Genomic DNA, 14,538 nt, shown 5'->3' on the forward strand with positions numbered 1-14,538 from the left:
CACTGCATCCGATAATTGGTTTTCGCCAATCACCCTCCGCAAGTGCCCACACGCATTGCTTGATCTGTCTTGTTAAAAAACCGGTTAGCGCTTCGGCTCAACCGTGGGAGGCGCATTATACGCACCTTCTTTCTTTTCGCAAGCGTTTTCTTTTTCAGATTTCGCTTGCCGGTGATTCGCACAAAGCATTTTGCTCCCGCTTTTTCACCGCTCGCCGTGAAGCGAGGCGCGCATATTACGCTATTTTTTTTCTTTGTAAACCCTTAATTTTCTTAATTTTTTACAAAACTGCCAAACTTTCCATCACTGCGCTTTCGCGCTCAACCCTGGCTCGGCAAGGGCGCGCACTATACGAATCCGACCGCACCTGCGCAAGCTCTTTTTAAGCGCCAAACATACTTAATTTCATATGCGATCAATCGACAACCAATACCAACAAAAACTACACAACTTCAAATAAGTGATACTTCTTTTTACCCACCCTTACAAGATAAAAGCGATCAAAAAAAGCACTGCCTAACGCAAAACAATTGGCCGATTGCATGTTGTCGCCGATGGATTTGGCAACACCATTAACGAATACGGCACTTCTAGCCAACGCATCCTTAATTTGCTTTCCTGAAGCAGCCAATTCAGCATCAGCCAATAACTGGGTAAGCGGTAAATCAGCAATTTCTGCGCGGATTAATTTTGACGAAGGCAATCCATCCTGCTGCAACTGAAGGAAGTCTGACTCACTCAAGTTAGACAACTCATCGCTAAACAAGGCCTGTGTGATGCGCTGGGCAGCTAATAGACCAGCGTCACCATGCACAAGCCTGGTCACCTCTTCCGCCAGAATACGCTGCGCCTCCGGTTTGCCTTGGCGAGCCGTATCATCAGACTCTATAGATGCAATCTGAGCAACCGATAAAAAGGTAAAGTAGCGCAGGAATTTGTAGACATCCGCATCCGCAGTATTTAGCCAGAATTGATAAAAGGCATAGGGGGACGTTTTCGCGGCATCGAGCCAAACAGTGCCCGTTTCAGTTTTGCCGAATTTTGTTCCATCCGACTTGGTCACCAACGGCATAGTCAGGCCAAACACATGAGCTCCATGCATCCGGCGCGCCAAATCAATACCGCCAGTGATATTGCCCCACTGATCACTGCCACCAATCTGCAGGGTGCAATTGTTGCGCACATACAACTCGGCGAAGTCGTACGACTGGAGAAGCATGTAGGTAAACTCAGTGAAGGAAATCCCCTCGCCTTCGCGCTCAATTCGTTGCTTTACCGATTCCTTATTGATCATGTTATTGACAGAGAAATGCTTGCCAACATCGCGCAAAAAACTAAGCACATCAATTTTGCCAACCCAATCAAGGTTATTAACTACTTCGGCCGATTGGCTACCGCAGTTAAAGTCAATAAATTGGCTAACCTGCGTCTTTAACTTATCCACCCAATTGGCAACCACATCAGCAGTATTGAGTTTTCGTTCCTGCGCCTTGAAGCTTGGATCACCAATCAGGCCAGTTGCACCGCCCACAAGAGCGATAGGTTTATGACCCGCAAGCTGGAAACGCTTCAGCATTAGTAGGGGCACTAAACTGCCAATGTGCAAGCTGTCTGCCGTCGGATCAAAGCCGCAATAAAGCGTGCGACTACCTGAATTGAGATGCTCCGCAAGAGCATCACCGCCAGTCATTTGGGCAATTAGCCCGCGATCCTGCAACTCTTGCAGGAAATTAGTGTCAATAGCTGCCATAACGCACCAACCAAGCTTGTAAAAAGTGTTTCGATTAGGAACAAAAAGGCGGCAAAGATACCGCATCTTGTTCCAATTACAAGACAAAACCAGACGCTTGTTGCAGCAAGATGAAATTTTGGGGTGTTAATGGTGTTTTTTTCTGCTATAAATGCTCTTTCTTGGATCACTTATCTATAAAAAATTGCGAAATTTTTACCCATGCCCCAAATAAAAAATTACTACAAAATCATTCGATCGACCCTGCTTCAATACGTGCCGCGCGGACATCTCGCGGCCGCAGTGGTGCTATCGGCAGGTTTGGTAATCATTTTAGGCAGCAACTCTCAAGAAAACTCCGCAATCGTAAGTATCCCTAGCAAAAACATCCCCGGTTTGGAAATACAAGGCGTAGAAACCCCTGCCACCCCCATATCAGTGCCCGCAGTAGAAACCATTATCCAAACAGTTGCGGCAATTCCTGAAGCAGTAAAAGTACAGGACCAAAAACCAGCAGTACCACAATGGAAAGAGTTCACAGTACAAAATGGCGATAACCTATCGATCTTATTTAAACGCGCAGGCCTGAATGATCGCACTATCTACGAATTATTCAGCGACGCCAAGGATGCCAAAGATTTACGCAATATCCGCCCAGGCCAAAAAATGGCTTTTTTGGTGGAAAATGGGCAGCTGCAAGGCCTGAATTATATTATCGACGAATTGAATAGCCTGAACTTTACCCGCGGCACGAAGGGCTTCACCGGTAAAGAAATCGCACTCAAGCCCGATGTTAAATATGCCTTCCGCCAAGCCTCTATAGATAGCTCCCTCTACATGGCAGGAAAACGCGCAGGGATGCCCAGCAATCTGACCATGGAATTAGCCAACATTTTCGGTTGGGATATCGACTTTGCGCTTGACATCCAGAAAGGCGATAGCTTTAAGGTAATGTACGAAGAACAATTTCTTGAGGGCAAACGAATCGGTACAGGAAAGATAATGGCAGCAGAATTTACCAATGCTGGAAAAACTTTCAAAGCTGTTCGCTATACCGACAAACAAGGTGCAAGCAACTATTACACCCCTGATGGTCGCGGTATGCACAAAGCCTTTCTACGCAGCCCAATTGAATTTGCCAAAATCAGCTCTCATTTTAGTTTGGGGCGCAAGCATCCAGTTCTACACATCATCAGAGCACACAAAGGCACTGACTACGCTGCCGTGCGGGGAACGCCAATACGCTCTACCGGTAATGGCAAGGTAGCTTTTGCCGGCCGTAAAAATGGGTTCGGAAATACTGTTGTTATTCAGCACGGCCAAGGTATTGAAACACTGTATGGGCACATGAACGGATTTGCCAAAGGCATTCGCTCAGGGTCACGTGTCAGCCAAGGCGATGTGATTGGTTATGTTGGTTCTACAGGATTGGCCTCCGGTCCGCATCTGCACTACGAATTCCATGTCAACGGCCAAGTGCGCAACCCTGTGACCGTCCCACTACCCAAATCAATTGGTATCGAAAAAACCGAGCTGGCGCGCTTTAACGAAACCACCCGGCCATTGATTGCCAAATTGGATCAATACAAATCTTCCAGCCGTCTGGCAGTTGCCAAAGGCGGCAGCAATAGCAACTAAGTCAAATAGCTCATGAAGCAGCCCCAGCTCTACATAGGTTTGATGTCGGGCACCAGCGCAGACGCTATTGACGCAGCACTCGTCAATTTACAATCCATTCCGCAACTGCTTGCACAACATACGCTACCGTTCCCAGCAAAGACTCGCCAACAAATCCATTCGCTTTCGCTCCCTGGCAATAACGAAATCGATCGCATGGGGGCACTGGATACGGATTTAGGGAAGCTCTTCGCCCAAGCCACTCTGGCATTACTCGCCAACGCTGGCGTTAGTGCCACACAAATCAGCGCTATCGGCAGCCATGGCCAAACTATCCGCCATCGCCCACCCGGCTCAAGCGAGGGCACATTTACCCTGCAAATTGGCGACCCCAATCTGATTGCCGAATTGACCGGAATTACTACAGTGGCTGATTTTCGCCGACGCGATATGGCGGCAGGGGGCCAGGGGGCGCCTTTAGTTCCCTCTTTTCATCGCGCTATTTTTCATACCCAAGATCATGACCGCGTCATTGTTAACATTGGTGGCATGGCGAACATCACATACCTGCCCGCGCAAGGCCAAACAACGGGTTTTGATACTGGTCCTGGCAACGTATTGATGGATGGCTGGATACATTCTCACTCAGGAGATATCTACGATAAGAATGGAGCCTGGGCAGCTAGCGGCCAGGTGCACGCGGAACTCCTCGAAGCTTTATTGACTGATGCGTATTTCACATTGCCCGCACCAAAAAGCACTGGCAGAGAAAGCTTTAACCGCGCGTGGCTCAATAAAAGTCTCGCGAGACTGCTAACAGCACCCTCCTCCGCAGATGTGCAAGCGACCTTGCTGGAACTAACCGCCGCAACAATTGCAAACAGCATTTCTTGCCTTGGCAAAACAGCAAAAGAAATTTATGTATGCGGCGGCGGTGCTTACAACCCAAGGCTTATGCAGCGATTACAGGATTTACTGCCGACCGACAAAGTGGCAAGTACAGCAGTATTGGGGATAGATCCACAATGGATAGAAGCTATGGCATTTGCTTGGCTGGCACAGCAAACCATAAATCATCGCGCTGGCAATCTGCGCGCAGTGACGGGAGCCAAGCGGGAAGTTATTTTGGGCGGCGTTTACTACGCTTGATAGAACAACCGCGCAGGATTTTTAAGCGAGTAGATTAGACAGTAAAGGAGGAGCCGCAGCCGCAGGTGCTGGAAGCGTTGGGGTTCTGGATCACAAACTTGGAGCCTTGCAATCCCTCTTCGTAATTGACTACCGCACCAACTAGATAGGGATAACTCATTGCATCTACTACCACTTTCACACCATCGCGCTCGACAACTGAGTCGTCATCGGCGACCGCCTCATCAAACGTAAACCCGTATTGAAAGCCTGAGCAACCACCACCGGTAACATAAACACGTAGTTTAAGATCGGGATTATCCTCTTCCTCGATTAGGCTTCTGACCTTGGCGATAGCACTTTCGGTGACAGTAACAACCTGCGGGACATAGATTTCAGCGGTAGACATACATACTCCGGATAACTAGCAAGCCCGACGGGGCAATCTTTATTATCCCTTTACCCTAGTAAAACAGTCAACTATTAAGCTTTGGCGACTGCAATATCCAACACACTGGCAGACTCTTGTTGTTTATTGATCATGCTGCCGTTCACTTGCGCTCCCTTTACCATCTCAATCGAATGATAATGCACGGTGCCGGTCACATTTCCTTTGGCCGCCAGTTCCAGGTGTTTACTGGAGTAGATATTCCCTTGCACCTTACCGTTGACGATCACCACCGGCGCGCGAATCTCCCCTTCCACCACGCCGGTATCGGCGATCACCACTTTTGCGTCCTTTTCATCCTCAGCGATGATATTGCCGGTTACCTTACCTTCCAATTGCAGCTCGCCGGTAAAGTGAAGGTCACCAATTACCTTGGTCGCGCGTGAAATAAGAGTGTGATTATTGGAAAAAGCCATCAGGGAGACTCCTTAGCAAATGCTATTTAATTTCTGGCCATTCAAGTTCTGATTCAACGGTCACTGGATTACGCCTTGAACTGGATTTCACCGCTAACTCAACCCGCGCAGGAACAAAACCGTCCGGCAGCACAATTTCGGTGTCGATATTCTGGAAAAACTTGAAATTGAGTGGAATATCTTCAGCCATAGGTTCGGCGTCAATCTTACTAACGGTCAGCTCATGAAGCGATATTTTGGTCTCAGAACCATCCTTTTGGCCGACCACAAATACCCGCAACTGACCCGAGAAATCATCATCGCCTTCCGCCAGTTTTTGCACGACCAATTTGAATTGTTTTTTGCTGTCCGCCAGTGCTGAAACGGAAAAAATACCGAAACTGATCCCCATAGGATTGGTACTTTTTTTCGAGGTAAGGATGCGATAAACCTCGACATCGCGCTGTAAAGCGGCTTTTTCATCGCGCAAAACCATTACACGCTTGCGCAATTCCTCGCCCGCTTGGCGATCAACCTCTGCACTTAACTGAAATTTGGCCAGCTCGCGCTTTGACTCACTTGCCTCTTGCGTCAATTTTTCCAGCTGCGCACGCAGCTCCTCCGCCTCTTGAGGCGAAAGACGTTCACGGCTTGCCTGATTCAGGGCATAGAAATAGGTGGCGATGAGCGCCGCTCCGATCAACGCGAGCAACGCAAGGGTCATAAATGCATTTTTAAGCGGCCGATGGGGTACCACTTTCATGCGGTAAACCGGGGAGCCTTTTACTTTGGTCTTAGCAGGATTCATAGCTACCATTTTTATTATTCACGGGATGGAATTACACCATCCCGCGCAGTTAGGATCAGCCCGGAAAACTTAGGGCATCAAAGCCACAACATCCAAGCCGGCTTTCTCATCGAACCCAAACATGATATTCATGTTCTGGATAGCCTGGCCGGAAGCGCCTTTGGTGAGATTGTCGATAACCGACAACACGACCACAGTATCGCGCTGTTGCGGGCGCAAAACCGAGATGCGGCAGACATTCGAACCCTTCACACTTCTCGTTTGTGGCAATTCGCCAGCAGGCAATACATCCACAAATGGCTCATTGGCATAGCGCTGCTCGTAGAGGGACTGCAAATCCGGCACTTTATTCGCGTCCAACAGTGTCGCGTAAAGCGTGGCGTGGATGCCGCGAATAATCGGCAGCAAATGAGGTACAAACGTCAGCGCAACCGGTGCAACACCGGCAGGCTGCACATCGCGCAAGCCCTGTTCGATTTCCGGCAAATGGCGATGACCGGCAACACCGTAGGCTTTAAAGCTGTCGCTGATTTCCATCAACAGATTATCAATTTTGGCCTGACGCCCGGCACCGCTGGCACCGCTGGCGGCGTTGGCGATGAGGCGAGTCGGATCAACGAGATTGTTTTCAATCAGCGGCAAATAGCCCAGTTGGGTCGCGGTGGGATAACAACCAGGACAAGCCACTAATTTGGCGGTGCGGATCGCTGCACGATTGACCTCTGGTAAACCATAAACAGCTTGAGCCACAAGATCTGGAGCACCATGGGTTTGGTTGTACCATTTCTCCCACAGGGGCACATCACGGATACGGAAGTCAGCCGACAAATCGATAATGCGTGCTTTGGTATTCATCAGCGCACCCATCATGTTCTGCGCAACGCCGTGGGGCGTGGCAAAAAAGATTACATCACACTCGCCCAATACCGCCACATCCGGCTCAGTAAATGCCAGATCGATATGGCCGCGCAGGCTGGGGTACATATCGGCGACTTTGGTGCCCGCTTCCGCGCGCGAGGTAATCACAGTCACTTCTACTTGTGGATGTTTGGCCAATAAGCGCAACAGTTCTACGCCCGTATAACCAGTCCCACCGACAATCGCTGCTTTAATCACCTCAGTCTCCTCCAATCTTGTTCAATGTTATCGCGGTTAATCCAGTTGCGGAGACTCTGTTATCCTGAGCACCCGCCAACCGATGCTGGCGAAAAATAAAGACGGCTATCATAAGAGCCTTATCGATAAATCAAAAGCAAAAGCTAACGGGTGTTGATAATAGCCCTTTGATAAATCAGAAGATCTGGTCAGTGCCGCCTAAAAAGCAGCCACTTCAATAGGTATAACCGCGTGCCAACAGAGCCATCGCAATCCCCAACGACCAGCAAACGCATGAGCCTGCACGTCGAGTCCATGCGCGACCAGCTTGCAGGCGCAGATTCGCTTCCACTATTGACCCTACTCGGACTCTTGACGGGGCTAATCGCTGGCGCGGTGATTGTGCTGTTTCGCTGGATAGTAGAAATTCCACTCGCCTATTTTTTGCCGGAAAGCTTTGAAAATTTTGAAGCGATAAGCTCAATCATGCACGTTGCCCTGCCTTTAACCGGCGCAGTAGTGCTGGGACTAATCCTGCAATGCGTTGATAAACGTCATCACGCAACCAGTATTGGCCACGTGATGGACCGCCTGCAAAACCATCAGGGGCGTATGCCTCCCGGCAATATGGTGACCCAGTTTTTTGGCGGAGCAGCCTGCCTATTAACCGGGCAATCTGTCGGGCGCGAAGGCCCTGCCGTGCATATGGGCGCCGCTAGTGGCAGTCTGCTGGGCCAATGGTTAAAACTTCCTGCAAATACCTTGCGGCCACTTGCGGGCTGTGGCGTTGCAGCGGCAATCGCTGCTTGCTTTAACACACCCATGGCTGGCGTCATCTTCGCTATGGAAGTAGTGATAATGGAATACACCATCGCCGGATTTATCCCAGTCATTCTTGCTGCAGTCGCGGGTGCAACTATGACTCGCCTCGCCTTTGGGCCGGAGATCGCTTTTATTAACGCGCAATCGGTCATGGGCGACTTGCGCGAACTGCCGTTGATGGGATTGGTCGGCCTAGTAGTTGCTGTATTTGCCGCTGCTTATATTCGCCTGCACGGTGCCAGTTGCCGTTGGGCGCTAAACCGTCCTATCGCCTTGCGCCTTGCCTTGGCGGGATTATTCACCGGTATTTGCGCCCTGTGGATTCCACAGATTATGGGTGTGGGTTACGACACCATCAGTAGCGCCTTGGCGGGCGATATAGGTTTTGCGTTGTTGTTAGCGATTGCAGTGACCAAACTCTTTGCCACATCGATTAGCCTCGGCGTAGGTATGCCCGGCGGCGTGGTGGGCCCGCTGCTGTTTATCGGCGCCTGCGTTGGCGGCGCAGTCGGTAGTGCAGCGCAAATACTTATGCCCGGCTCAGCAAGCGCTATCGGCTTCTATGTGATTTTGGGAATGGGCGCGATGATGGGTGCAACGCTAAACGCTCCACTTGCAGCAATGATGGCAATCCTCGAACTCACCTATAACCCCAATATTATTTTCCCTAGCATGTTAGTGGTAATTGCCGCCTGCCTCACAACTCGCTGGGTATTTCGCTGCGATGGGCTGTTTCAGCATGTATTGCGAATTCAGGGCAAGTTCCGTAGTGCAGAGGCAATGGAACAACTGCTCAGCCGTACCGGCGTGCGCGGATTAATGGACCGACATTTGGTAGTGGCACAAAATCAGATCAGCATTACCGGTGCCCAGCAATTACTTGCCCATCATCCACACTGGATTTTATTACGTGATACCAATCAGCTACTGCAACCCGCCGACCTGCACAGCTATCTACAACAAGCAGAAGACATCGCGGGAGATGGCATCATCAACCTGCAGGATATTCCCGCGCGCCGTTACGACCTTGCGCGTATTACTGCCGATGCTAATTTATTTGAAGCGCTCGATTTGATGAATCGCCAGCAAATCGATGCACTCTGGGTGGAATCACTTAGCGATTCCCATCAGCCACTGGGTATAATCAGCCGCGCAAAAATCGATGACTATTACCGTATTTAACGTTTGAGATGCTCCTATGCTCTGGATAAAAGCCTTCCATATTATTTCTGTTGTCAGCTGGATGGCCGCGCTCTTTTATTTGCCGCGTCTGTTTGTGTACCACAGCACGAGCGAAGACGAGATCAGCCGCGAACGCTTTAAAATCATGGAGCGAAAATTACTGCGCGGCATCGCCAACCCCGCGATGATTGCGACCTATACCTTTGGCATCTGGATGAGCTGGCTCGGTTGGGAGTATTACTCCACACAAATCTGGTACTGGTGCAAAATTGCACTGGTAGTGCTATTGACCGGATATCACCACGCCTGCATCGCCTATTTCAAACAACTGCGCGATGACCGATGCACCAAGAGCCATAAGTTTTTCCGCGTGTTTAACGAATTACCGGTGTTTCTATTAATCGGTATTGTTATTTTGGTGGTGGTAAAACCTTTTTAAGATGAACAATAACCTCTACTCAATTACCGACTCACAATTGCCGCCCGGCGATACATTATTCACCGGTGTTTCAGCTGCGCTCAAAGGCGGTTGCAAGCTGGTGCAGTACCGCGATAAATCAGCAGATCATGCACGCCGCTTATTTGAAGCCAAACGTTTACTCGATCTCTGCAATCAGCATCAGGCGCAGTTATTAATCAATGATGATGTGAGTCTCGCGCAAGAAGTCGGCGCACACGGCGTACATTTGGGCCAAGGTGATACCAATCCTGTTGCTGCACGGATTATTCTCGGCAGCCGCGCAATTATCGGCGTCACCTGTCATGACTCACTGGCGCTTGCGCAGCAGGCTATAAAAGACAGTACCAATTACATTGCATTTGGGCGTTTTTTTTCCTCGAATACAAAACCTGATGCACGCCCTGCGCCGATTTCATTAATCAGCGATGCACGCAAAGCATTTAGCGATACACCTATCGTTGTTATCGGAGGAATTACTCTGGATAACGGCAAGCAATTATTAGATGCGGGCGCCGATATGCTCGCTGTCTGCCACAGTTTATTTTCTGCGGATGACATTACTGCACAAGCCAAAAAATTTATTGCATTATCTTTTACCGATCAGGATTAATTATGAGCCGCTCAGAAGAATTATTTTTACAAGCCCAAAAAACCATTCCCGGCGGCGTCAACTCGCCTGTGCGCGCGTTTAAAGCCGTCGGTGGCACACCCGTATTTTTTGAGCGCGCGCTGGGCGCCTATGTGTGGGATGCAGACGGCAAACAATATATCGATTACGTACAAAGCTGGGGACCAATGGTACTCGGCCACGCACACCCTGATGTGATCAACACCGTTATTGAAACTGCAAAATTTGGTTTGAGTTTTGGTGCACCCACTGAACGCGAAACTACACTCGCAGAAAAACTCTGCAACCTGATTCCCAATATGGATATGGTGCGTTTTGTCAGTTCCGGCACCGAAGCAACCATGAGCGCAATCAGACTCGCGCGCGCGTTCACCAAGCGCGATAAAATTATTAAATTCGAAGGCTGCTATCACGGCCATTCAGATTCTTTATTAATTAAAGCGGGTTCCGGTGCACTGACACTCGGCGTACCCAGCTCACCGGGTGTGCCTGCAGTATTGGCCGATCACACACTCACGCTCGATTACAACAACGCCGAACAAGTGCGTGAATGTTTTGCCAAACTGGGCGACCAAATCGCCTGCATTATTGTTGAGCCTGTAGTGGGCAATATGAACTGTGTTCCACCCGTACCAGGATTTTTGGAATGCCTGCGCGAGGTGTGCGACCAATATGGCAGCGTATTAATTTTTGATGAAGTGATGACCGGCTTCCGCGTCGCACACAAAGGTGCGCAAGGGCATTACAACGTAAATGCCGATATCATCACTCTCGGCAAGGTAATCGGCGGCGGTATGCCAGTAGGCGCCTTTGGTGGCCGTCGCGATATTATGCAAATGATTGCGCCCTCCGGCCCTGTGTACCAAGCGGGAACCCTCTCCGGCAATCCAGTCGCTATGGCAGCAGGTTTAAAAACATTGGAGTTATTGGAGCAAGACGGTTTTTACAACAACCTCTGCGCACGCACCACGCAATTAGTAGAAGGCCTGCAAAAATTAGCGGATGAAGCAGGCATTCCCTTTACCACAAATCATATCGGTAGCATGTTCGGTTTCTTTTTTACCAGCGAGAAAAAAGTCACTAACTTTAAGCAAGTGATGGCCTGTGATATTCCACGTTTTAATAAATTTTTCCACGGCATGTTAGAGCGCGGCGTTTATTTAGCACCGGCGTCTTACGAAGCAGGATTTATGTCGGGTGCACATACTGAAGACGATATTAACAACACACTCAAGATTGCCGCCGAGGTTTTTGCAACCTTGAAATAAGTTCGAAGGGGTACAGAAAACAAAAAGCCGGCGCAACAACAGCACCGGCTTTTTTATGATGTAAAAATTTACCCACAATTAATCCATCGATCAGCCTGTATAGGCAGGACCAAACCCAAAACTCCAGATCAATACGGTAATAGCCATAATCGATACAAACATCACCAAGCCAATAGTGAGAATCGAGCTGGAATAAATAAAGCCCTCATCCTCAGGAATTTTCATAAAAATTGGGATGCCCATGTACAACAGATACACGGTATAAAACACCGCCGCTATACCCACTAGCATTGTGAGAATGACATTTGGATAGAGCGCGCAGAGCCCCGCCACAAACAAGGGAGTTGCTGTGTAAGCGGCGAACACTACGCAGCGGGCATAGCCGGGAGCCGAATCATAGGTGCGCGACATCCAATTAATAAATGCACCTATAACCGCAACACCAGCTAACATTGCCAAATACATCAGCACGCTCATTATTAACGCGCTGGATTCCGTCAACATCACTGGATCACCTTTACCAATTACCCACCCCACTTTGGTTGTGCCAATGTACATTGAGACGGGCGGTATCAGGGCGAGGAACAGGACGTGGGCGAAATACAAATGAGAAACGCTTTCGGGCGTATCGCGAATTTCCTCCCACTCCTGGTGGGGATGGGTAAAAAGACCGGCAACATGGGAAATCATATTCTTTCTCCAACACTGTTATTAGGTATTGACCATTAATTTGGCTACACAAATAATCGCACGGCGAAGAACTGCTATCGTCTTGTCTACTGAGTATATAGCGCCAACCCGCTATCTTCCTGAGAGTGGTTAGACTAAATCAACTTCAAAAAAAAAACCTCCATAACTACAACATCTATATTTATTAACTGTTTGATGAATCGTAACCACATAAAAAAAATTACCTTCCCATCAGTTTTTGCATATCAGATAACATCTCTTCTAACTCGTAAGGGGAAGTAAAGCTACCAATAAATTCGCCTTGGGGATTTACAACAAATACCCGGGTAGAATGGTTTACCTGATACTGCTCCCCCACATTGGTTGGCAAGTTGATGCCAGCGGGAATTGTTATTAATTTACTCTCAACAATCGCCGAGCGATCATAGGCCGCACCAAAAAATTGGGCAAAATTTGCTAACGCAAGATTACTACCGCGCAGGCCGAGAATTTGTGGATGAAAAAAACCTACGTAGTTAGCGAGTTTTTCCTGCCCATCGCGCTCCGGGTCAACACTCACAAATACCACTTGCAGCTCGTCACCAGCGCCCATCAAGTTCAATAGTTTGGCTAACTTTTGCAATTCCAGCGGGCAAAAATCCGGGCAGGAAGTAAACCCAAAAAAAACCAAACTCCAGCGATGACGAAACACATTCACACCAACAGCTTCACTACGATGATTTTCCAACGTAAATTCAGGCAAGGTTTTAGGAGCAGGTAATAACTGCGCAGCAGCCAGTGGTGATGCTGCAGAAAATTGCTGTGCACCCAACACCACTCCCAGCCCCAAACTGGCTACAATCGCCACGGCATATAACAGCTGCCAGCGTTTTTTATGGCCCGGTTTGTTTAACATCAAGACCAAATTCCTGGGTGCTACCATCGCCAAAGCTAAAGGTTATTTTCACTTTACTGTCGAGAGTTAATTCTTCGTGCGCCTCCGTTAACATGAGATGCAAGCCACCGGGTGCCAATTGCACGCGAGCTTGTGCGGGGATCACCAGATGGTCAAGGTGATCCATCATTACCTTGTCGCCCTCACGCCGAGTCTTATGCAGCATCACCCCGGCGCAGCAATCAGCACTAACTCCCACAATGGTTTGCGCACGCAATTGCGGATTATATATCGTCATATAAGCAGCATTTACGGTAGTTGTCGGTGGTGCCAATTGTATCCAGGCATTTTCCACCTGCATTTGTGCCGCACAACGGCCAGCTAGCAGCGCCATCAAAACACACGCGAAAAAATTATTGTAATAATTCACTGAAACTCCACTTCGCATAGTGATCAACTAAAAGCACCAGAAACAACACCATCAAATGCACAATCGAAAAACGAAAGGTTGCCATTGCGGTGTCAGCCTGAGCATTAAATTTTAATATCCAGGCGTGATAAATAAATTTACCGTTGAGATAAATACTGGCAAATAAATAGATAACGCCTGTCATGCCCACCAAATAGGGCAGCAAACACACAAGAAACAATAAGAATGTATAGAGCAAAATAGCCGTTTTGGTAAATTCAATCCCATGAGTGACAGGTAACATGGGTATATTGGCTTTTGCATAATCGTTACAGCGGTGAATCGCGAGCGCCCAAAAATGGGGTGGTGTCCACGTGAAAACTATCATCATCAACAGCAGCGCTTCACCGCTCAAACTACCGGTGATGGCAGTCCAACCCAATACCGGTGGCAGCGCACCGGCAACACCACCAATCACAATATTTTGCGGAGTAGCGCGTTTTAGCAAAAGTGTATACACCACCGCATATCCAAACAAACCAACCAAGGTCAAGAGAGCGGTAAGGGTATTGACGGCCAGCAATAAAATTAAAAAACCGGTAATCGCCAAGGTGCAAGCAAAGGCTACTGCCTGCCCAGTATTCAGCTTGCCTTTCGGTAATGGACGCATATAGGTGCGCGCCATCTGCGCATCAATTTTTTGATCGAGTACATGATTAAATGCAGCCGCTGCGGCAGACACCAGAGCTATTCCCAAACTTGCCATTATGACTAATAACATATCCGGTGGTGCGGGCGTCGCCAGCATCATCCCTACCCATGCCGTGAGCACCAATAGCGCCACCACCTTGGGTTTGGTGAGTTGATAATAAGCGCGGCAGTAACCGGCAATATCAGTGCGCACCAATACCGGTACCAGGGAATTTTTTATTGTCGCCATCACAATCTCCCAATTTCTATTTAATGCAGTTACTCAATGCCGCTA

At 48.8% G+C, this 14,538-nt stretch carries 16 protein-coding genes; 7 read left to right on the forward strand and 9 right to left on the reverse strand.

Annotation, left to right across the window (positions count from 1 at the left end):
- On the forward strand, positions 1-386 hold a 386-nt coding region (locus J2X05_RS00005), incomplete at its 5' end, for a hypothetical protein (protein ID WP_310067069.1).
- A 56-nt stretch (positions 387-442) separates the two neighbouring features.
- On the opposite strand, the gene tyrS is transcribed toward J2X05_RS00005, so the two are convergent.
- Entirely contained in the window at positions 443-1,750 is a 1,308-nt protein-coding gene (gene tyrS, locus J2X05_RS00010; RefSeq protein ID WP_310067070.1) for a tyrosine--tRNA ligase, read from the reverse strand.
- 201 nt (positions 1,751-1,951) lie between these two features.
- On the opposite strand from tyrS, the gene J2X05_RS00015 reads away from it, so the two are divergent.
- Positions 1,952-3,367, forward strand: coding sequence for an OapA family protein (locus tag J2X05_RS00015; RefSeq protein ID WP_310067071.1), 1,416 nt, complete (start codon positions 1,952-1,954; stop codon positions 3,365-3,367).
- 12 nt (positions 3,368-3,379) lie between these two features.
- Positions 3,380-4,495: an anhydro-N-acetylmuramic acid kinase gene (locus J2X05_RS00020; RefSeq protein ID WP_310067072.1), complete on the forward strand. Its 1,116-nt coding sequence runs from the start codon at positions 3,380-3,382 to the stop codon at positions 4,493-4,495.
- A gap of 34 nt (positions 4,496-4,529) precedes the next feature.
- Here J2X05_RS00020 and erpA read toward each other — a convergent pair whose 3' ends face one another.
- The 4 genes from erpA to argC all read right to left on the reverse strand — a co-directional run bounded on the left by erpA (position 4,530) and on the right by argC (position 7,241).
- On the reverse strand, positions 4,530-4,883 hold the full coding sequence (erpA, locus tag J2X05_RS00025; RefSeq protein WP_310067074.1) for an iron-sulfur cluster insertion protein ErpA: 354 nt from the start codon (positions 4,881-4,883) through the stop codon (positions 4,530-4,532).
- Between the two features lie 74 nt (positions 4,884-4,957).
- Positions 4,958-5,338 (reverse strand): bactofilin family protein, encoded by a 381-nt coding sequence (locus tag J2X05_RS00030; protein WP_310067076.1) that lies wholly within the window; start codon positions 5,336-5,338, stop codon positions 4,958-4,960.
- Between the two features lie 22 nt (positions 5,339-5,360).
- Entirely contained in the window at positions 5,361-6,125 is a 765-nt protein-coding gene (locus tag J2X05_RS00035; RefSeq protein ID WP_310067078.1) for a DUF6776 family protein, read from the reverse strand.
- A gap of 69 nt (positions 6,126-6,194) precedes the next feature.
- The gene (gene argC / locus J2X05_RS00040) at positions 6,195-7,241 is read right to left on the reverse strand and encodes an N-acetyl-gamma-glutamyl-phosphate reductase (RefSeq protein ID WP_310067080.1); all 1,047 of its coding nucleotides are present in this window, start codon (positions 7,239-7,241) and stop codon (positions 6,195-6,197) included.
- A gap of 273 nt (positions 7,242-7,514) precedes the next feature.
- Here argC and J2X05_RS00045 point away from each other — a divergent pair, with 273 nt between their 5' ends.
- From J2X05_RS00045 to hemL, 4 genes are read left to right on the forward strand one after another with little or no spacing between them, the layout of a single operon-like run.
- Positions 7,515-9,224: a chloride channel protein gene (locus J2X05_RS00045; RefSeq protein WP_310067082.1), complete on the forward strand. Its 1,710-nt coding sequence runs from the start codon at positions 7,515-7,517 to the stop codon at positions 9,222-9,224.
- A 16-nt stretch (positions 9,225-9,240) separates the two neighbouring features.
- Positions 9,241-9,663, forward strand: coding sequence for a protoporphyrinogen oxidase HemJ (hemJ, locus tag J2X05_RS00050; protein ID WP_310067084.1), 423 nt, complete (start codon positions 9,241-9,243; stop codon positions 9,661-9,663).
- A gap of 1 nt (position 9,664) precedes the next feature.
- Positions 9,665-10,294 (forward strand): thiamine phosphate synthase, encoded by a 630-nt coding sequence (gene thiE / locus J2X05_RS00055; RefSeq protein ID WP_310067086.1) that lies wholly within the window; start codon positions 9,665-9,667, stop codon positions 10,292-10,294.
- Between the two features lie 2 nt (positions 10,295-10,296).
- Positions 10,297-11,580, forward strand: a complete 1,284-nt coding sequence (gene hemL, locus J2X05_RS00060; RefSeq protein WP_310067088.1) for a glutamate-1-semialdehyde 2,1-aminomutase — start codon at positions 10,297-10,299, stop codon at positions 11,578-11,580.
- A 90-nt stretch (positions 11,581-11,670) separates the two neighbouring features.
- Here hemL and J2X05_RS00065 read toward each other — a convergent pair whose 3' ends face one another.
- The 4 genes from J2X05_RS00065 to cyoE form a co-directional block, all read right to left on the reverse strand.
- Positions 11,671-12,270 carry a Yip1 family protein gene (locus J2X05_RS00065; RefSeq protein ID WP_310067090.1) on the reverse strand — a complete coding sequence of 200 codons (600 nt, stop codon included), beginning with the start codon at positions 12,268-12,270 and terminating at the stop codon, positions 11,671-11,673.
- Positions 12,271-12,490: 220 nt separating this feature from the next.
- Positions 12,491-13,165, reverse strand: coding sequence for an SCO family protein (locus J2X05_RS00070; RefSeq protein ID WP_310067092.1), 675 nt, complete (start codon positions 13,163-13,165; stop codon positions 12,491-12,493).
- Entirely contained in the window at positions 13,143-13,574 is a 432-nt protein-coding gene (locus tag J2X05_RS00075; RefSeq protein ID WP_310067093.1) for a copper chaperone PCu(A)C, read from the reverse strand. Before J2X05_RS00075 ends, J2X05_RS00070 begins: the two co-directional genes overlap by 23 nt.
- Complete coding sequence (gene cyoE / locus J2X05_RS00080) at positions 13,558-14,493, reverse strand: heme o synthase (RefSeq protein ID WP_310067095.1); 936 nt, start codon at positions 14,491-14,493, stop codon at positions 13,558-13,560. The genes J2X05_RS00075 and cyoE overlap by 17 nt, the downstream gene beginning before the upstream one ends.
- Between the last annotated feature and the right edge of the window lie 45 nt (positions 14,494-14,538).

The organism is Cellvibrio fibrivorans, assembly GCF_031457055.1.
In the GTDB taxonomy this organism is placed as follows: Bacteria; Pseudomonadota; Gammaproteobacteria; order Pseudomonadales; family Cellvibrionaceae; genus Cellvibrio; species Cellvibrio fibrivorans.

Coding starts and splice junctions, on each gene's coding strand:
- hemL (WP_310067088.1), top strand. CDS start 10,297: ATGAGCCGCTCAGAAGAATTATTTTTACAAGCCCAAAAAACCATTCCC.
- J2X05_RS00045 (WP_310067082.1), top strand. CDS start 7,515: ATGAGCCTGCACGTCGAGTCCATGCGCGACCAGCTTGCAGGCGCAGAT.
- erpA (WP_310067074.1), bottom strand. CDS start 4,883: ATGTCTACCGCTGAAATCTATGTCCCGCAGGTTGTTACTGTCACCGAA.
- cyoE (WP_310067095.1), bottom strand. CDS start 14,493: ATGGCGACAATAAAAAATTCCCTGGTACCGGTATTGGTGCGCACTGAT.
- thiE (WP_310067086.1), top strand. CDS start 9,665: ATGAACAATAACCTCTACTCAATTACCGACTCACAATTGCCGCCCGGC.
- J2X05_RS00065 (WP_310067090.1), bottom strand. CDS start 12,270: ATGATTTCCCATGTTGCCGGTCTTTTTACCCATCCCCACCAGGAGTGG.
- tyrS (WP_310067070.1), bottom strand. CDS start 1,750: ATGGCAGCTATTGACACTAATTTCCTGCAAGAGTTGCAGGATCGCGGG.
- J2X05_RS00030 (WP_310067076.1), bottom strand. CDS start 5,338: ATGGCTTTTTCCAATAATCACACTCTTATTTCACGCGCGACCAAGGTA.
- J2X05_RS00015 (WP_310067071.1), top strand. CDS start 1,952: ATGCCCCAAATAAAAAATTACTACAAAATCATTCGATCGACCCTGCTT.
- J2X05_RS00070 (WP_310067092.1), bottom strand. CDS start 13,165: ATGTTAAACAAACCGGGCCATAAAAAACGCTGGCAGCTGTTATATGCC.
- J2X05_RS00020 (WP_310067072.1), top strand. CDS start 3,380: ATGAAGCAGCCCCAGCTCTACATAGGTTTGATGTCGGGCACCAGCGCA.
- hemJ (WP_310067084.1), top strand. CDS start 9,241: ATGCTCTGGATAAAAGCCTTCCATATTATTTCTGTTGTCAGCTGGATG.
- J2X05_RS00035 (WP_310067078.1), bottom strand. CDS start 6,125: ATGAATCCTGCTAAGACCAAAGTAAAAGGCTCCCCGGTTTACCGCATG.